Source organism: Variovorax ginsengisoli (assembly GCF_030811835.1).
GTDB lineage: Bacteria > Pseudomonadota > Gammaproteobacteria > Burkholderiales > Burkholderiaceae_C > Variovorax > Variovorax ginsengisoli_C.
In genome coordinates this window covers 105,395-122,709 of sequence record NZ_JAUSRO010000012.1, presented here as the reverse complement: position 1 = coordinate 122,709, position 17,315 = coordinate 105,395, and the positions used below count along the sequence as shown (strand labels likewise).

The window sequence follows — 17,315 nt, the reverse complement described above, 5'->3', positions numbered from 1 at the left end:
AAAATGGGTTTGTTGAGCCTTGCCATATGGATGCCGATCGCCTTCGGCGTTCTGCTGTTGGCCTTCGGTCGGGATGAAAACGCCAGGGCGGTGCGATGGATCGCGCTGGTCGGCTCCATCCTGAGCTTTCTGGTCACACTGCCGCTGTTCACGCGCTTCCAGAACGGAAGCGCCGCCATGCAGTTCGTCGAGAAGACGAGCTGGATTGAGCGCTTCCATGTCAATTACCACCTGGGCATCGACGGCATCTCGCTGTGGCTGGTGCTGCTGACCGCCTTCATCACCGTGATCGTGGTGATCTCGGCCTGGGAGGTCATCACTGAACGCGTGAATCAGTACATGGGCGCGTTCCTGATCCTCTCCGGACTGATGATCGGTGTTTTCGCCGCACTGGACGGTTTGCTGTTCTACGTGTTCTTCGAAGCCACGCTGATCCCGATGTACCTGATCATCGGCATCTGGGGTGGACCCAACAAGATCTACGCAGCCTTCAAGTTCTTCCTGTACACGCTGCTTGGCTCCCTGCTGATGCTGGTGGCTCTGATCTACCTGTACAACAAGTCGGGAAGCAGTTTCGACATCCTGACCTGGCACAAGCTGCCGCTGGCTGGCAGTGCGCAGACCTTCCTGTTCTTTGCATTCTTTGCTGCCTTTGCTGTGAAGGTGCCGATGTGGCCAGTCCACACCTGGCTGCCCGACGTGCACGTCGAGGCCCCCACGGGTGGCTCCGCCGTTCTGGCCGCGATCATGCTCAAGCTGGGCGCCTACGGTTTCCTGCGCTTCTCGATGCCGATCGCGCCCGATGCATCGCGTGAATGGGCCTGGCTCATGATCGCGCTGTCGCTGGTCGCCGTGATCTATGTCGGCCTGGTGGCGTTGGTGCAAAAGGACATGAAGAAGCTGGTGGCCTACTCGTCGGTCGCGCACATGGGCTTCGTCACGCTGGGCTTCTTCCTGTTCAACGAACTGGGTGTGGCCGGGGGCATCGTGCAGATGATCGCGCACGGTTTCGTGTCGGCCGCCATGTTCCTGGGCATCGGTGTGCTGTACGACCGCGTGCACTCGCGTCAGATCGCCGACTACGGCGGCGTGGTCAACACCATGCCGAAGTTCGCGGCGTTCGCGTTGCTGTTCGCCATGGCCAATTGCGGCCTGCCGGGCACCGCTGGTTTCGTCGGCGAATGGATGGTGATCCTGGGCGCCGTCAAGGCGAACTTCTGGATCGGCCTGGGCGCTGCGACGGCACTGATCTTTGGCGCGGCCTACACGCTGTGGATGTACAAGCGGGTCTACCTTGGCCCGGTCGGCAACGACCATGTCAAGGAACTCAAGGACATCGGTGGCCGTGAATTCCTGATGCTGTCGCTCCTTGCGATCGCCGTGCTGTGGATGGGCCTTTATCCGAAACCATTCACCGATTCCATGAACGCGTCCGTGGTTGAACTGCTGCGCCACGTGGCCCTGTCGAAGTTGCCAGGCTGAACAAGAGAACGAGATGATTGACAAACTCAGCTGGATCACGATCTATCCGGAAATAGTGCTGCTGGTCATGGCCTGCATCATTGCGCTGGTCGACCTGTCGACCACCGATGCGCGCCGTACGCGCACCTATGTGCTGACCCTGCTCACACTGGCGGTCGTGGCGGTGCTGACGGGCATGTCGGCCGCGGCCGGCAAGACCATCTACGGCTTCGGCAACATGGTCGTCAGCGACCCGATGGGCAACTGGCTCAAGTGCTTCGCTTCGGTGGCGCTGATGGTCACGCTGGTCTATGGCCGTCCCTACGCGGCCGACCGTGACATGCTGCGTGGCGGCGAAATGTTCACCATCAGCATGTTCGCGCTGTTGGGTATCTTCGTGATGATCTCGGGCAGCAATTTCCTGCTGATCTACCTGGGCCTGGAGCTGCTGACCCTCTCGAGCTACGCCCTGGTGGCACTGCGCCGAGACAACGCCGTGGCCAGCGAAGCCGCAATGAAGTATTTCGTGCTTGGCGCGATGGCCAGTGGCTTCCTGCTCTATGGCATGTCGATGATGTACGGCGCGACAGGTTCTCTCGACATCAATGAAGTGTTCCGTGCGATTGCGAGTCGCAAGGTGAATCATCAGGTGCTGGTGTTCGGCCTGGTGTTCATCGTTGCCGGCCTGGCCTTCAAGGTCGGTGCAGCGCCGTTCCACATGTGGGTGCCCGATGTGTACCAAGGCGCTCCGACGGCCGTCACGTTGCTCATCGGCGCTGCGCCTGAGCTCGCGGCGTTCGCCATCATCATCCGCATCCTGGTCGAAGGGCTGCTGCCGCTGGCGATCGATTGGCAGCAGATGCTCGCGGTGCTCGCCATCGCCTCACTGCTCGTGGGCAATCTGGCGGCCATTGCGCAGACCAACCTCAAGCGCATGCTGGCTTATTCGACCATCGCGCAGATGGGCTTCATGCTGCTCGGCCTGGTGGCTGGCGTGGCCAACGGCAACACCTACAACGCCCAATTCGCCTACAGCGCGTCGATGTTCTACATCGTGACCTATGTGCTGACGACGCTGGCGAGCTTCGGCATCATCCTGTTGCTGGCGCGCGAGGGCTTCGAAAGCGAAGAGATCGTCGACCTGGCTGGCCTGAATCAGCGCAGCCCGTTGTACGCTGGCGTGATGGCGATCGCCATGTTCTCGCTGGCTGGTCTGCCGCCTCTGGTTGGTTTCTATGCAAAGCTCGCTGTGCTGCAAGCCCTGATCGCGTCGGGCCAGGCGCTGTACATCGGTCTGGCCGTGTTCGCCGTGATCATGTCGCTGATTGGCGCGTTCTACTACCTGCGCATCGTCAAGGTCATGTACTTCGACGCGCCGGTGACGGCCACCACGGTGTCGGCACCTGGTGACGTGCGCACCGTGCTCACGGTCAATGGTGCACTGATCCTCATCCTGGGCATCGTTCCCGGCGGGCTCATGACGCTGTGCGCCAAGGCGATTGTCGCCACGCTGGCCAACTGACCGGACGCGTGTCGCAAACGGCTTCGGTCTGGCTTGTGCTGTTCGTCGCCCTCGTGGCGGCGAACCTGCCGTTTGTCAATGAGCGCCTGTTGGCGCTCTTTGCATTTCGATCAGGGCATGGCAAGACGTTGGCCGTCCGGCTTGCGGAACTGGTTTTGCTTTACTTCGTGGCAGGCGGCATCGGTCTTCTTTTCGAGCGCCGCGTCGGCCAGATTGCGCCGCAGGGCTGGGAGTTCTACGCCGTGACCGGCGCACTCTTCATCGTGCTGGCATTTCCAGGCTTCATCTGGCGCTACCTGCTCAAACACCGGAAGTAGAAATCCATGACCGATTCGCATCTGAAAGAAGTGGGCATCGGCAGCGAATTGCTTTTCAAGGGCAAATTCCTGCATGCCAAGTGCGACACCGTGCGTCTGCCGGATGGCAAGACGGCCACGCGCGAGTATGTGATCCACCCGGGTGCCGTGGTTGTGATTCCGTTGCTCGACGATGGTCAGGTGGTGCTCGAACGCCAATACCGCTACCCGGTGGCCCAGGTCATCACCGAATTTCCCGCCGGTAAGCTGGACGCGGGTGAAGAGCCGCTGGTGTGCGGCCAGCGCGAGTTGCTCGAAGAAACCGGCTACACCGCTGCCGAATGGGGCTACGCCGGCAAGATGCATCTGGCAGTGGCTTATTCGACCGAGGTCATTCATGTGTATTTCGCCCGCGGCCTGTCGCTGGGTGAGCGCCAGCTCGATCAAGGCGAATTCCTGGACGTGTTCACCGCCACGGTCGACGACCTCATGGGGTGGTGCCGCGACGGAACCGTCACCGATGCCAAGACGCTTGCCTGCACGCTGTGGCTGCAGAACGTCCTGTCGGGCGCCTGGTCACTCGACTGGCAACGCGCCGGGGATGTGAGCAGCACCTGATAATGCGCACATGAAGGTTCTCAACCTGCAATGTGCCCATGGCCACGGCTTCGAGGGCTGGTTCGCATCCAATGAAGCCTTCGAGCTGCAGTTGGCGAATGGCCTGGTCGAATGCCCGGTGTGCAGTGACACTGCGATCGTGAAAATGCTGAGTGCGCCGCGTTTGAACCTCGGTAACAGCAGGCCGCCCACCCCATCAGAAGTGCGCGAGGTCCCCGCTTCGGCCGACGCAATGACGCCTGAGGCGCGCTGGATGCGCGCCGTGCGTGAAGTCATGGCCAAAACAGAGGATGTGGGCGAGCGCTTTGCCGACGAGGCCCGCAAGATGCATTACGGCGAAACCAGGGAGCGCGGCATCCGTGGCCAAGCCACCCGCGAACAGGCCGAGCAACTCGTCGACGAAGGCATCGCGGTGATGCCATTGCCCCTGCCGGCGGCGCTCAAGGAGCCGCTGCACTAGCCCTTGGCGTGCCCGTGAACTGCAACGCCGCCAGTCGGGCATACGCGCCGCCTTGCGCCACCAGCGACGCATGCGTGCCTTGCTCCACGATATTGCCTTGGTCGAGAACGATGATCCGGTCGGCTTTCTGCACGGTCGCCAGCCGGTGCGCAATGACCAGCGTCGTGCGGCCGGTCATCGCCGATTCCAGCGCCGCCTGAACCATGCGCTCGCTCTCGGCGTCGAGCGCACTGGTCGCCTCGTCGAGCAGCAGCAGCGGCGGGTTCTTGAGCATCGCGCGCGCGATCGCAATGCGCTGGCGCTGACCACCTGACAGACGCACGCCGCGCTCACCGAGGAAGGTGTCGTAGCCCTCGGGCAGGGCCTTGAGGAAGTCGTCGGCGTAGGCTGCTCGGGCGGCAGCGAACACCTCGTCGGGGCTCGCCTCCGGTCGGCCGTAGCGGATGTTCTCGAAGGCGCTGGCCGAGAAGATCACCGCATCCTGTGGCACCAGGCCGATGCGGTGGCGCAGGTCTTCAAGCGCGAGCGCGTCGAGCGGCACGCCATCGAGCGCAATGCGGCCGGTACCGGGGTCGTAGTAGCGCAGCAGCAGCTGGAACACCGTGCTCTTGCCGGCGCCACTCGCGCCGACCAAGGCGACGGTCTCGCCAGGGGCGATTGCCAGGCTGAAGTCGCGAAGTGCCGGCGTCAGGGGCCGCGAGGGGTAGTGGAAGGTCACGGCATCGAAGGCGACGCTGCTGCCGGCCGTCGGCACCGGAGCCGCGACCGGACGCGCAGGCGACGCGATGGCTGAGCGGGCATGCAGCAGTTCCATCAGCCGCTCGGTGGCGCCAGCGGCGCGCAGCAGGTCGCCGTAGACCTCGCCGAGCACGGCGGCGGCCCCGGCCAGGATGATCACGTACACGACCGTTTCGCCCAGGTGGCCCGCAGTGATCGTGCCCTGCAACACTGCCTGCGTGCCCTGGTACAGGCCCCACAGCAGCGCAGCCGAGGTCGCGATGATGATGAAGGCGACCAGCACCGAGCGCGCCTTGGCGCGGCGCACGGCGGTGCGGAAGGCGTTGTCGGTCGACGCATCGAAGCGGGCCGCCTCGCGCGCTTCCGCCGTGTAGCTCTGCACCACGGGGATCGCGTTCAGAACCTCGGCCGCGATTGCGCTCGAATCGGCCACGCGGTCCTGGCTGGCCCGCGACAGCTTGCGCACGCGGCGGCCGAACCACATGCTCGGCAGCACCACGAGCACCAGCACGCCGAGCACCTGGCCCATGACGTAAGGGTTGGTCCACACCAGCATGCCGAGTGCGCCGATGCCCATCACCGCGTTGCGCAGGCCCATGCTCAGCGACGAGCCGACCACCGTCTGCACCAGCGTCGTGTCGGCCGTCAGGCGCGACAGCACCTCGCCGGTCTGCGTCGTCTCGAAGAACTGGGGGCTCTGGCGCAGCACGTGCGCATACACCGCATTGCGCAGGTTGGCCGTGATGCGTTCGCCCAGCCAGCTCACGGTGTAGAAGCGTGCCGCCGAGAACAGGCCGAGCGCGACGGCCACGCCGAACAGGGCGAAAAAGTGGTCGCGCAGCGCCATGGTCTGCGCGCCCCGGTCGGTGGTCACCAGGCCGCCGTCGATCAGGCGGCGCAAGGCCAGCGGGAAAACCAATGTGGCACCCGCCGCCGCAACCAGGAAGACGGCCGCGAGCGCGATCTGCCAACGGTACGGCCTGAGGAAGGGGAGCAGGCCCGACAGGGATTTCGGGGAGCCTTTTGCGGGCGTGCTGGATGCGGAGACTGCCATGGACGCCGATTCTACTGACCGATTGCCATTGCAAAAGCAGCCTTGACAGTAATTGCCTAAGCAACTAATATCCTGTCCCCATGAAGGAACCCATTCGTCCCGAGAATTCCGACGCGTGCGCAGCGCCACTGGACGTGCCGAACTTCTACTCGGCAGCGACTTACAGGTCCGAGGAAAGCGTCGGCTACCTGATGCGGCGCATCATGACCGCAGTCGGGCAGGCGGTGGATGGCCAGATTTCCGACCCCGACGGCCCGACCTATCCGCAATGGATTCCATTGCACAAGCTGGAGGTGGGCGCCGCGACCACCGTGGCCGAACTCGCGCGCGAATGCCTGCTGGACGCCGGCGCCATGACCCGGCTGCTTGATCGGCTCGAGGCCAAGGGTCTGTGCCGCCGCGTACGTTCGGTGGAAGACCGTCGCGTCGTCAACATCGAGCTCACTGACGAGGGCAGGGCGGCGGCGCTGCAGGTCCCCGAGATTCTGAGCCGGGTGCAGAACGAGCACCTGGCTGGATTCAGCGAAGCCGAATGGGAGCAACTCAAGAGCTTCCTGCGCCGCATCCTCGACAACGCACAGACCCTCTCGGCCCGTGGAGAAAAGAAATGATCCGTCCCCTTTCCCTGTTGCGCCGCGGCGCGGCGCTTCCGGTCGCAGCGGCCGTTCTTGCACTGCTCGCCGGTTGCGCGGACATGTCGGGCATCGCACCGCAAGCCAAGCTGCGCGATGCCGATTCGCTGGGCCTGAAGGCCGCGCCGTTCAGCACCGGCATCAGCGCGGTCGATGCGCGCTGGTGGACCGGCTTCGGCGATGCGCAGCTCGATGCGCTGGTCGACGAGGCGCTCGCCGGCAGCCCGAACATTGCGGTGGCGCGTGCGCGGCTGTCGCGCGCGCAGGCAACCATCGCCACGGCCGAATCGGCCGATCGGCCGCAGATCAACGCGTCGCTCGATGCCACGCGCCAGAAGTTCAGCGCCAACTACATCTATCCGTCGCCGCTCGGTGGTTCGATCCAGGAGGTGGGATTGCTGCAGCTTAGCGGCAGTTGGGAAATCGACTTCTTCGGCAAGAACCGGGCGGCGCTCGACAGCGCGCTGGGCTCGTCCAACGCGGCGGCGGCCGAAGTCGATGCCGCGCGCATCCTGCTGGCCAGCAACGTCGCACGCGGCTACATCCAGTGGGCACGCCTGAATGATCAACTCGTTGTGGCGAAACGCACGCTGGCGCAGCGCGACGAGACTTTGCGCCTGGTGCATGACCGGGTGTCCGCCGGCCTCGACACCCGGCTCGAACTGCGCCAGAGCGAAGGCGGCCTGCCCGAGGCGCGCCAACAGATCGAGGCGCTCGACGAGCAGATCGCGATCGCACGGCACGCGCTCGATGCGCTGGTGGCCCGCCCCGATGCCACCCAGTCGCTGACGCCGCCCACCCTGGCGTCGCTGCATGCCGTGGCGCTGCAGCCGAACATCCCGGCCGACCTGCTGGGGCGGCGTGCCGACATCGCCGCGGCACGCTGGCGCGTCGAGGCCGCCACGGGCGACGTGGCAGGTGCGAAGACGCTGTTCTATCCGAACGTCAGCCTCACTGCCTTCGTCGGCGTGCAGAGCCTGGGTTTCGACAATCTCTTGAAGTCCGACAGTGTGTTGGGAGGCGTCGGCCCGGCCATCCGCCTGCCGATCTTCGAAGGGGGCCGGCTGCGCGCCAATCTGCGCGGCAAGGCGGCCGACCTCGATGCCGCAATCGAGAGCTACAACGCCAGTGTGCTCGACGCGGTGCGCGATGCCGCCGACCAAGTCAGCAGCGCCCAGTCGGTGGCGCGCCAGCAGGCCCAACAGCGTGAGGCACAGGCCGCTGCCGAAGGCGCCTACGAAATCGCCAGGCAGCGCTACCGCGCCGGCCTCGGCAATTACCTCAACGTGCTGACTGCCGAATCCACCGTGCTGGCGCAACGCCGGCAGGCGGTCGACCTCGCGGCCCGTGCGCTCGAAACCCAGGTCGGCCTGGCGCGTGCGCTGGGTGGCGGATGGCAGCCACCGGTTGCTGTTGCCGCCACCGCCAAGACCGTCGTCACGCACTGAACACATCCGACGCGCGATGGCCGCGCGTCACCCAACGCCCGAAATCGAAGGACACTGACATGGACAACAACACAGCAGTCGCCGCCTCTGCAGACTCGGCTCCGGTCGAGAAGGCCGGCAATCCCAAGCGCCGCCGCGCACTCACCGCGCTGGCTGCAGTCGTCATCGTTGCAGGCGGAGGCTGGGGTCTCTACGAATGGCTGGTGGCCAGCCACTACGAGGACACCGACAACGCGTACGTCCAGGGCAACGTGATCCAGATCACGCCGCAGGTCACCGGCACGGTGCTGTCGATCATGGCGGACGACACCGACTTCGTGAAGGCCGGGCAGCCACTGGTGCAGCTCGACCCGGCCGATGCGAAGCTCGCGCTCGCGCAGTCCGAAGCGGCGCTCGGCCAGGCCGTCCGGCAGGTGCGCACGCTCTATGCCAACAACGGCTCGCTGGCTGCGCAGGTCACCCTCAAGCAGGCCGACATCGCGAAGGCACAAAGCGACATTGCCCGTGCGCAGGACGACCTGAATCGCCGCCAGGCCCTCACCGGCAACGGGGCAGTGTCCAAGGAAGAGCTCAACCATTCCGAGACGGCGCTGGCCAATGCGAAGAGCGCGCTCGCCGCTGCCCAAGCCGGCGTCGCGTCGGCCCGCGAACAGCTCGCCAGCAACCAGTCGCTGACCGAAGGCACCAGCGTCGAGCAGCATCCCAATGTGCTGGCCGCCGCGGCCAAGGTGCGCGAGTCGTGGCTCGCGGTGCAGCGCGTCGCGCTGCCAGCGCCGGTCGACGGCTACGTGGCCAAGCGCACGGTGCAACTCGGCCAACGCGTGGCCGCGGGCACGCCGATGATGTCGATCGTGCCGCTCAACCAACTGTGGGTCGATGCCAACTTCAAGGAAGTGCAGCTGCGCAACATCCGGATCGGCCAGCCCGTGAAGCTCACGGCCGACCTGTACGGCAAGAAGGTTGCGTACGACGGCAAGGTGGCCGGCCTGGGGATGGGCACCGGCGCCGCCTTTGCGCTGCTGCCGGCGCAGAACGCCACCGGCAACTGGATCAAGGTGGTGCAGCGCGTGCCGGTGCGCATCGCCCTCGATCCCGAACAGCTCAAAGCCAATCCGCTGCGCGTCGGTCTGTCGATGGACGCCGAGGTCGACGTGACCGACAGGGGCGGCAAGGCGCTGGCCGATGCCCCCCGCAGCACGCCTTTCGCGCAGACGCAGGTGTATGCCGACGCCGACCATGATGCGAGCGCCGATGCAGATGTCGCCGGCATCATCGCGGCCAACCTCGGCCGCCCGGTGCCCCCGAAGGGCGCCAGCGCAACGCCGAGCGAGGCCAAGCCATCGTCGAGCCTGCACCCCGCTGCGCAGAACGGGCGCGGCGCCACGCTGGCCATGCACCAGGCCGCGCGCGGCTGATCGGCCGCCGCGATGGCCACCACTGCCGCACCCGCCGCCCATCCACCACTGGAGGGGTCCGCGCGCATCCTCGGGACGATCGCGCTGTCTGCCGCGACCTTCATGAACGTGCTCGACTCGTCGATCGCCAACGTGTCGTTGCCCGCGATTTCCGGCGACCTCGGCGTGAGCTCGACGCAGGGCACCTGGGTCATCACCAGCTTCGCCGTCGCCAACGCGATCGCCGTGCCGCTCACCGGCTGGCTCACGCAGCGCTTCGGGCAGGTGCGCCTGTTCATGCTGAGCATCCTGCTGTTCGTGGTCAGCTCCTGGCTGTGCGGCCTGGCGCCGAACATGACCACGCTGATCCTGTTTCGCGCGATCCAGGGCTTCGTCGCAGGGCCGATGATCCCGCTGTCGCAGACGCTGCTGCTGGCGAGCTATCCGCGTGCGATGGCCGGGGTCGCGATGGCGATGTGGGCGATGACCACGCTGGTCGCGCCGGTGATGGGGCCGCTGCTGGGCGGCTGGATCACCGACAACATCTCGTGGCCGTGGATCTTCTACATCAACATCCCCGTCGGCGTCCTGGCGGCGAGCATCACATGGTCGATCTACCGCAAGCGCGATACCGAGATCAAGCGCCTGCCGATCGATTCGATCGGGCTGGCACTGCTGGTGCTGTGGGTCGGCGCGATGCAGCTCATGCTCGACAAGGGCAAGGAGCTCGACTGGTTCCATTCGCCGCAGATCGTTGCCATGGCGGTCGTGGCGGTGGTGGGCTTCGCCTTCTTCATCATCTGGGAGCTGACCGACAAGCATCCGGTGGTCGACCTGTCGCTCTTCAAGCGGCGCAACTTCTGGTCGGGTGCCGTCGCCACGGCCGTCGCCTACGGTCTGTTCTTCGGCAACGTCGTGCTGCTGCCGCTCTGGCTGCAGCAGTACATGGGCTACACCGCCACGCAGGCCGGCATGGTGCTCGCGCCGGTCGGCGCCTTCGCGATCGTGCTGTCGCCGCTGGTTGGCATGACCGTGGCCAAGGTCGACCCGCGCCGCTACGCGACGTTCTCGTTCGCGGTGTTCGCACTGGTGCTGTGGATGCGCTCGAACTTCAACACGCAGGCCGACTTCGGCACCATCATGGTCCCGACCATCATCCAGGGTGTGGCGATGGCGTTCTTCTTCATCCCGCTGGTGACGCTCACGCTGTCGGGTCTGACGCCCGATCGCATCCCGGCGGCGTCCGGGCTGTCGAACTTCCTGCGCATCACGGCCGGTGCCATCGGTACGTCGGTGGTGACAACCTTGTGGGACAACCGCGCGACCTTGCATCACGCGCAGCTCGCAGAGTCGATCAACCCCGGCAATGCGACGGCGATGGCGACGATGAACAGCCTGAGCAGCAGCGGTCTCAGTACCGATCAGGTGCTCGGGCAGATCAACCGGCTCATCGATCAGCAGGCATTCATGCTTGCGTCGAACGACATCTTCTATGCATCGGCCGTGCTGTTCATCTTCCTGATCCCATTGGTCTGGCTCGCGCGGCCGCAGATGGGTGGCGCTGGCGCCGACGCAGCGGCCGGGGCGCATTGATGCTGCGCTGACACCGGGCTGACAACCGCGCGCCTACAACGCGCGTAGGTTGCAGTGCAGCATAGGCATTTGCCCCAGTAGGCAGGGGGGAGGGGGTCGCCAACAATGCAGTCGCGCTCAAGTGGGCGCGAACTGATGCATTGCATGACTGACTTTTCCTTCCAGCCTCCGGGCCACCGCGCGACATGAGCGACATCATTCTCGAAACGCGCCAGCTCACCAAGGAATTCAAGGGCTTCACCGCGGTCAGCAAGGTCGACCTCAATGTGGTGCGCGGGTCGATCCACGCACTCATCGGCCCCAATGGCGCTGGCAAGACCACCTGCTTCAACCTGCTGACGAAATTCCTGGAGCCTACCTCCGGCGCGATCCTTTTCAACGGACAGGACATCACGGGCGAACGCCCGGCGCAGATCGCACGGCGAGGCATCATCCGGTCGTTCCAGATCTCGGCGGTCTTCCCGCATCTCACGCTGCTCGAGAACGTGCGGCTCGGCCTGCAGCGCAAGCTCGGCACCTCGTACCACTTCTGGAAGAGCGAACGGTCGCTCAAGCCCCTCGACAGCCGCGCCCGTGCATTGCTGGCCGAGGTCGGGCTGGACGACCTCGCCGACGAACTGACCGTGAACCTGCCTTACGGCCGCAAGCGCGCCCTCGAGATCGCGACCACGCTCGCGATGGAGCCCGAGCTGATGCTGCTGGACGAGCCCACGCAGGGCATGGGCCATGAAGATGTGCATCGGGTGGCCGAACTCATCAAGCGCGTGTCGGCGGGGCGCACGATCCTCATGGTGGAGCACAACATGAGCGTGGTGTCGACCATCGCCGACACCATCACCGTGCTGCAGCGCGGTGCCGTGCTGGCCGAAGGGCCGTACGCCGAAGTCTCCCGCAACCCGCAGGTGATGGAGGCTTACATGGGCACCACCGACGGCCAACTGCAGGGAGCGCACTGATGGTCGCTCCAGCATTGCAGATCCAGGGCCTCCAGGCCTGGTACGGCGAATCGCACGTGCTGCATGGCGTCGATATGGTCGTGCAGCCCGGCGAAGTCGTCACGCTGCTGGGCCGCAACGGCGCCGGCCGCACGACCACCATGCGCGCCATCATGGGCCTCGTGGGCGCACGCAAGGGCAGCATCCAGATCAACGGCGTCGAGACCATCGGCATGGCGACGCACCGCATCGCCCACCTCGGCGTGGGCTACTGCCCTGAAGAACGAGGCATCTTCGCGAGCCTGTCGGCCGAGGAGAACCTGCTGCTGCCGCCGGTGCTCAAGGGCATGGGGCCGGGCATGTCGATCGACGAGATCTACGAGATGTTCCCCAACTTGGCCGAACGCCGCCACAGCCAGGGCACGCGCCTGTCGGGCGGCGAGCAGCAGATGCTGGCGGTCGCGCGCATCCTGCGCACCGGCGCCAAGCTGCTGCTGCTCGATGAGATTTCCGAAGGGCTTGCGCCCGTCATCGTGCAGGCGCTCGCTCGAATGATCCACATGCTGCGCGGCAAGGGCTACACGGTGGTGATGGTCGAGCAGAACTTCCGCTTTGCCGCGCCGCTGGCCGACCGCTTCTACGTGATGGAGCACGGGCGCATTGTCGAGACCTTCGGCGCGTCGGAGCTCGACGCAAAGATGCCGGTGCTCAACGAGCTGCTCGGCGTCTGATTTTTACCCCCACAACAACACAGAGACAACACCATGAACAAGCAACTCAACGCGATCGGCCTGGCAACTGCAGCACTGCTCCTGGGCGTGACAGGTGTGCACGCTCAGGAGAAGGTGAAGATCGGCTTCGTGACCGACATGTCGAGCCTCTACGCCGACGTCGAAGGCAAGAACGGCGCGGTGGCAATCCAGATGGCGATCGACGACTTCGGCGGCAAGGTGCTCGGCCAGCCGGTGGAACTGCTCACGGCCGACCACCAGAACAAGGCTGACATCGCCGCATCGAAGGCGCGCGAGTGGATCGACACCGCCGGCGTCACGATGGTCTTCGGTGGCACCAACTCGGGCACGGCCCTGGCCACCGCCAAGGTCGCGCAGGAGAAGAAGCGCGTCTACTTCAACAACGGCGCCGGCACCTCGGCGCTGACCAACGAGCAGTGCAGCCCGTACACCGTGCACTACGCCTACGACACGGTCGCGCTGGCCAAGGGCACCGGCGGCGCGGTGGTCGACAAAGGCGGCAAGAGCTGGTTCTTCCTGACCGCCGACTATGCCTTCGGCCACGCACTCGAAGCCGACACCACCACGGTGGTGAAGGCCAAGGGCGGCACGGTCGTCGGCGCGGTGCGTCATCCGCTGAACGCGTCGGACTTCTCGTCCTTCCTGCTGCAGGCGCAGAACTCCAAGGCGCAGATCCTCGGGCTGGCGAACGCCGGCGGCGACACGGTCAATTCGATCAAGGCAGCGCGCGAGTTCGGCATCAACAAGACGATGAAGACGGCCGGCCTGCTGGTCTTCCTGAGCGACATCCACAGCCTGGGCCTGAAGAACACCGAAGGCCTGCTGCACACCACCAGCTGGTACTGGGACCTGAACGACGACACGCGCAAGTTCGCCGCCCGCTTCTTCGAGAAGACCAAGCGCATGCCGACCGACGTGCAGGCGGCCGACTACTCGGCCACCACGACCTACCTGAAGGCTGTCGCCGCGGCCAAGACGACCGATGCGGACAAGGTGATGGCGCAGCTCAAGAGCATGAAGATCGACGACTTCTACGGCAAGGGCCAGATCCGCGCCGATGGCAGCTTCATCCACGAGATGTACCTGGTCGAGGCCAAGTCGCCCGCCGAGTCTAAGAAGCCCTGGGAGTACCTGAAGGTGATCGCCAAGCTGCCGGGCGAACAGGTCTTCACGACCAAGGCCGAAACCAAGTGCGCGCTCTGGAAGTGATCCTTCCGTCGCCTTCCTCCATCCCACCTTCCATGGACGTGATCATGAAAAAAAACCTCGCACTCTCCGCCATTTCGCTGGCCGTTGCCTTCGCGACCGGCGCAGCCCACGCCCAGGCGACCGACAAGGTCAAGATCGGCTTCATCACCGACATGTCGAGCCTGTACGCCGACGTGGAAGGCAAGAACGGCGCGCTGGCCATCCAGATGGCCATCGACGACTTCGGCGGCAAGGTCAACGGCATGCCGATCGAACTGCTGACGGCCGACCACCAGAACAAAGCGGACATCGCCGCGTCGAAGGCGCGCGAGTGGATCGACACGCAGGGCCTGACGATGCTCTTCGGCGGCACCAGCTCCGGCACCGGCCTGGCCATGGCCAAGGTGGCGCAGGAGAAGAAGCGCGTCTTCATGGTCAACGGTGCCGGCAGTTCAGCGCTCACCAACGAGCAATGCACGCCGTACACGGTGCACTATGCCTACGACACCGTCGCGCTCGCCAAGGGCACCGGCGCTGCGGTGATCGCACGTGGCGACAAGAACTGGTTCTTCCTGACGGCCGACTACGCCTTCGGCCACGCGCTCGAAGCCGATGCGAGCAAGGTGGTCAAGGAGAAGGGCGGTACGGTGGTGGGCGCCGTGCGCACGCCGCTCAACACCTCGGACTTCTCTTCCTTCCTGCTGCAGGCGCAGAACTCGAAGGCGCAGGTGCTGGCCTTGGCCAACGCTGGCGGCGACACCATCAACTCGATCAAGTCGGCACGCGAGTTCGGCATCACCAAGTCAATGAAGATGGTCGGCCTGCTCGTGTTCGTCACCGACATCCACAGCCTGGGCCTGAAGAACACCGAAGGCCTGCTGCTGACCACCAGCTGGGACTGGAACCTCGACGACAAGACCCGCGAATTCGGCAAGAAGTTCTTCGAAAAGACCAAGCGCATGCCGACGGACATCCAGGCGGCGGACTACTCGGCGACGATGACGTACCTCAAGGCACTGCAGGCCACCAAGACGACCGACGCCGACAAGGTGATGGAGTACATCAAGAAGACGCCGATCGACGACTTCTACGCCAAGGGCTACGTGCGCGCCGACGGCCGCTTCGTGCACGACATGTACCTGATGCAGGTCAAGTCGCCGGCCGAGTCGAAGCAGCCGTGGGACTACTACAAGGTGGTGCAAAAGCTCAAGGGTGAGGACGTCTACACCACCAAGGCCGAGTCGCGTTGCTCACTCTGGAAGTAGCCATCGACCCCATCAAGCGCGGACCGGCCGGCCGGCCGCCGCTGAATCAGAAACTCGATCGTTGTTGAAGCGTCTTCCATGAATATCTCCATGCCGGCCTTGTTGAGCCAGCTCCTCCTGGGGCTGGTCAACGGCTCGTTCTACGCGATCCTGAGCCTCGGCCTGGCCGTGATCTTCGGCTTGCTCAACGTGATCAACTTCGCCCATGGGGCGCTGTTCATGCTGGGGGCGGTGCTCAGCTGGATGGCGATGGAATACTTCGGCATCAACTACTGGGTGATGCTGCTGGCCGCACCGATCATCGTCGGCCTGTTCGGCGTGCTGATCGAGCGGCTGCTGCTGCGCTGGATCTACAAGCTCGACCATCTCTATGGCCTGCTGCTCACGCTCGGCCTCACGCTGCTGATCGAGGGCGTGTTCCGTTCCGTCTACGGCGTGTCGGGCCTGGGCTACGACGCGCCCGAAGCGCTCTCCAGCGCCACCGACCTCGGCTTCATGGTGCTGCCCAACTACCGCGCCTGGGTGGTCGTCGCGTCGCTGGTGATCTGCTTTGCCACCTGGTACGTCATCGAGAAGACCCGCCTGGGCGCCTACCTTCGGGCGGGCACAGAGAACCCGCGGCTGGTCGAAGCCTTCGGCGTCAACGTGCCGCTGATGATCACGCTGACCTACGCTTTCGGTTGCGCGCTCGCCGCCTTCGCTGGCGTGCTGGCGGCGCCTGTCATGCAGGTGTCGCCGCTGATGGGGCAGAACCTCATCATCGTGGTCTTTGCGGTGGTCGTGATCGGCGGCATGGGCTCGATCATGGGCGCCATCCTCACCGGCCTGGGCCTGGGCGTCATCGAAGGCCTCACCAAGGTGTTCTACCCGGAGGCCTCCTCCACCGTCGTGTTCGTGATCATGGTCATCGTGCTGCTCATCCGCCCGGCCGGCCTGTTCGGCAAAGAGAAGTGAGAAGCCGCATGAAGAAGATTTCCAACGCCATCTACCTGCTGCTGCTCGTCGGCCTGCTGCTCGCACCGTTCTTCGGTGCCTACCCGGTGTTCGTGATGAAGCTGATGTGCTTCGCGCTGTTCGCCTCGGCCTTCAACCTGCTGCTGGGCTACACCGGGCTGCTGTCCTTCGGCCACGCGGCTTTCCTGGGTGGCTCGGCCTACGTGGCAGGCCATGCCATCAAGGTCTGGGGCCTGACACCTGAACTCGGCCTGCTCGCCGGCACGCTGGCGGGCGCGCTCATGGGCTGGCTCTTCGGCCTGCTCGCCATTCGCCGGCAGGGCATCTATTTCGCCATGATCACGCTGGCGCTGGCGCAGATGATGTTCTTCGTCGCGTTGCAGGCGAAGTTCACCGGCGGCGAGGACGGCCTGCAGGGCGTGCCGCGCGGCAAGCTGTTCGGCGTGATCGACCTGTCGAACGACCTCACGATGTACTACGTCGCGCTGGTGATCGTGGTCGCCGCCTTCCTGCTCATCGTGCGCACCATCCACTCGCCCTTCGGCCAAGTGCTCAAGGGCATCAAGGAGAACGAGCCGCGCGCGCTGTCGCTGGGCTACGACGTGAGCCGCTTCAAGCTGCTGGCCTTCGTGATCTCGGCCGCGCTGTCGGGCCTGGCGGGCTCGCTCAAGACGCTGGTGCTGGGCTTCGCCACGCTCTCGGACGTGCATTGGACGGCGTCCGGCCAGGTCATCCTGATGACCCTGGTGGGCGGGCTGGGCACGCTGTCGGGCCCGATTGTCGGTTCGGCGGTCGTGGTGCTGCTGGAGAACAAGATCGGCGAACTGGGCAACTTCCTGGCGCGCGTCACCACGGTCGACTGGTTCAACACGCTGGGCGAGTCGGTGACCATGGTCACGGGCCTGATCTTCGTGGTCTGCGTGCTCGCCTTCCGCAAGGGCATCATGGGCGAGATCATCGCCTTCATCGAGCGGCGCAAGGCGAAAGCGCGCCCCCGCGGCTGAG

General features: G+C 65.1%; 16 protein-coding genes. 15 read left to right on the top strand and 1 reads right to left on the bottom strand.

Annotation, left to right across the window (positions count from 1 at the left end):
- Positions 1-3 precede the first annotated feature (3 nt).
- The 5 genes from J2W36_RS18590 to J2W36_RS18570 are packed head-to-tail and all read left to right on the top strand — an operon-like array spanning position 4 to position 4,357.
- The gene (locus J2W36_RS18590) at positions 4-1,482 is read left to right on the top strand and encodes an NADH-quinone oxidoreductase subunit M (protein ID WP_307691243.1); all 1,479 of its coding nucleotides are present in this window, start codon (positions 4-6) and stop codon (positions 1,480-1,482) included.
- Positions 1,483-1,495: 13 nt separating this feature from the next.
- The gene (gene nuoN / locus J2W36_RS18585) at positions 1,496-2,983 is read left to right on the top strand and encodes an NADH-quinone oxidoreductase subunit NuoN (protein WP_307691242.1); all 1,488 of its coding nucleotides are present in this window, start codon (positions 1,496-1,498) and stop codon (positions 2,981-2,983) included.
- Positions 2,984-2,991: 8 nt separating this feature from the next.
- Complete coding sequence (locus J2W36_RS18580) at positions 2,992-3,300, top strand: DUF2818 family protein (RefSeq protein WP_307691331.1); 309 nt, start codon at positions 2,992-2,994, stop codon at positions 3,298-3,300.
- 6 nt (positions 3,301-3,306) lie between these two features.
- Positions 3,307-3,897, top strand: a complete 591-nt coding sequence (locus J2W36_RS18575) for an NUDIX domain-containing protein (protein WP_307691241.1) — start codon at positions 3,307-3,309, stop codon at positions 3,895-3,897.
- Positions 3,898-3,907: 10 nt separating this feature from the next.
- Positions 3,908-4,357 carry a DUF1178 family protein gene (locus tag J2W36_RS18570; protein WP_307691240.1) on the top strand — a complete coding sequence of 150 codons (450 nt, stop codon included), beginning with the start codon at positions 3,908-3,910 and terminating at the stop codon, positions 4,355-4,357.
- Here the strand turns inward: J2W36_RS18570 and J2W36_RS18565 are convergent.
- A complete protein-coding gene (locus J2W36_RS18565; RefSeq protein ID WP_307691239.1) occupies positions 4,338-6,149 on the bottom strand; it encodes an ABC transporter transmembrane domain-containing protein in 1,812 nt (603 codons plus the stop codon). The two genes, J2W36_RS18570 and J2W36_RS18565, sit on opposite strands and share 20 nt — an antisense overlap.
- 80 nt (positions 6,150-6,229) lie before the next feature.
- Here J2W36_RS18565 and J2W36_RS18560 point away from each other — a divergent pair, with 80 nt between their 5' ends.
- The 10 genes from J2W36_RS18560 to J2W36_RS18515 all read left to right on the top strand — a co-directional run bounded on the left by J2W36_RS18560 (position 6,230) and on the right by J2W36_RS18515 (position 17,314).
- A complete protein-coding gene (locus tag J2W36_RS18560) occupies positions 6,230-6,760 on the top strand; it encodes a MarR family winged helix-turn-helix transcriptional regulator (protein WP_307691238.1) in 531 nt (176 codons plus the stop codon).
- The gene (locus tag J2W36_RS18555; RefSeq protein WP_307691237.1) at positions 6,757-8,229 is read left to right on the top strand and encodes an efflux transporter outer membrane subunit; all 1,473 of its coding nucleotides are present in this window, start codon (positions 6,757-6,759) and stop codon (positions 8,227-8,229) included. The genes J2W36_RS18560 and J2W36_RS18555 overlap by 4 nt, the downstream gene beginning before the upstream one ends.
- 59 nt (positions 8,230-8,288) lie before the next feature.
- The gene (locus J2W36_RS18550) at positions 8,289-9,644 is read left to right on the top strand and encodes an HlyD family secretion protein (protein ID WP_307691236.1); all 1,356 of its coding nucleotides are present in this window, start codon (positions 8,289-8,291) and stop codon (positions 9,642-9,644) included.
- Positions 9,645-9,656: 12 nt separating this feature from the next.
- Complete coding sequence (locus J2W36_RS18545) at positions 9,657-11,216, top strand: DHA2 family efflux MFS transporter permease subunit (protein ID WP_307691235.1); 1,560 nt, start codon at positions 9,657-9,659, stop codon at positions 11,214-11,216.
- Positions 11,217-11,401: 185 nt separating this feature from the next.
- Positions 11,402-12,172: an ABC transporter ATP-binding protein gene (locus J2W36_RS18540; RefSeq protein ID WP_307691234.1), complete on the top strand. Its 771-nt coding sequence runs from the start codon at positions 11,402-11,404 to the stop codon at positions 12,170-12,172.
- Positions 12,172-12,882 (top strand): ABC transporter ATP-binding protein, encoded by a 711-nt coding sequence (locus J2W36_RS18535; RefSeq protein WP_307691233.1) that lies wholly within the window; start codon positions 12,172-12,174, stop codon positions 12,880-12,882. Before J2W36_RS18540 ends, J2W36_RS18535 begins: the two co-directional genes overlap by 1 nt.
- A gap of 33 nt (positions 12,883-12,915) precedes the next feature.
- Positions 12,916-14,112, top strand: coding sequence for an ABC transporter substrate-binding protein (locus J2W36_RS18530; RefSeq protein WP_307691232.1), 1,197 nt, complete (start codon positions 12,916-12,918; stop codon positions 14,110-14,112).
- Between the two features lie 44 nt (positions 14,113-14,156).
- A complete protein-coding gene (locus J2W36_RS18525; RefSeq protein ID WP_307691231.1) occupies positions 14,157-15,356 on the top strand; it encodes an ABC transporter substrate-binding protein in 1,200 nt (399 codons plus the stop codon).
- Between the two features lie 78 nt (positions 15,357-15,434).
- Complete coding sequence (locus tag J2W36_RS18520; protein ID WP_307691230.1) at positions 15,435-16,310, top strand: branched-chain amino acid ABC transporter permease; 876 nt, start codon at positions 15,435-15,437, stop codon at positions 16,308-16,310.
- A gap of 8 nt (positions 16,311-16,318) precedes the next feature.
- Positions 16,319-17,314, top strand: coding sequence for a branched-chain amino acid ABC transporter permease (locus J2W36_RS18515; protein WP_307691229.1), 996 nt, complete (start codon positions 16,319-16,321; stop codon positions 17,312-17,314).
- Position 17,315: the final 1 nt, after the last annotated feature.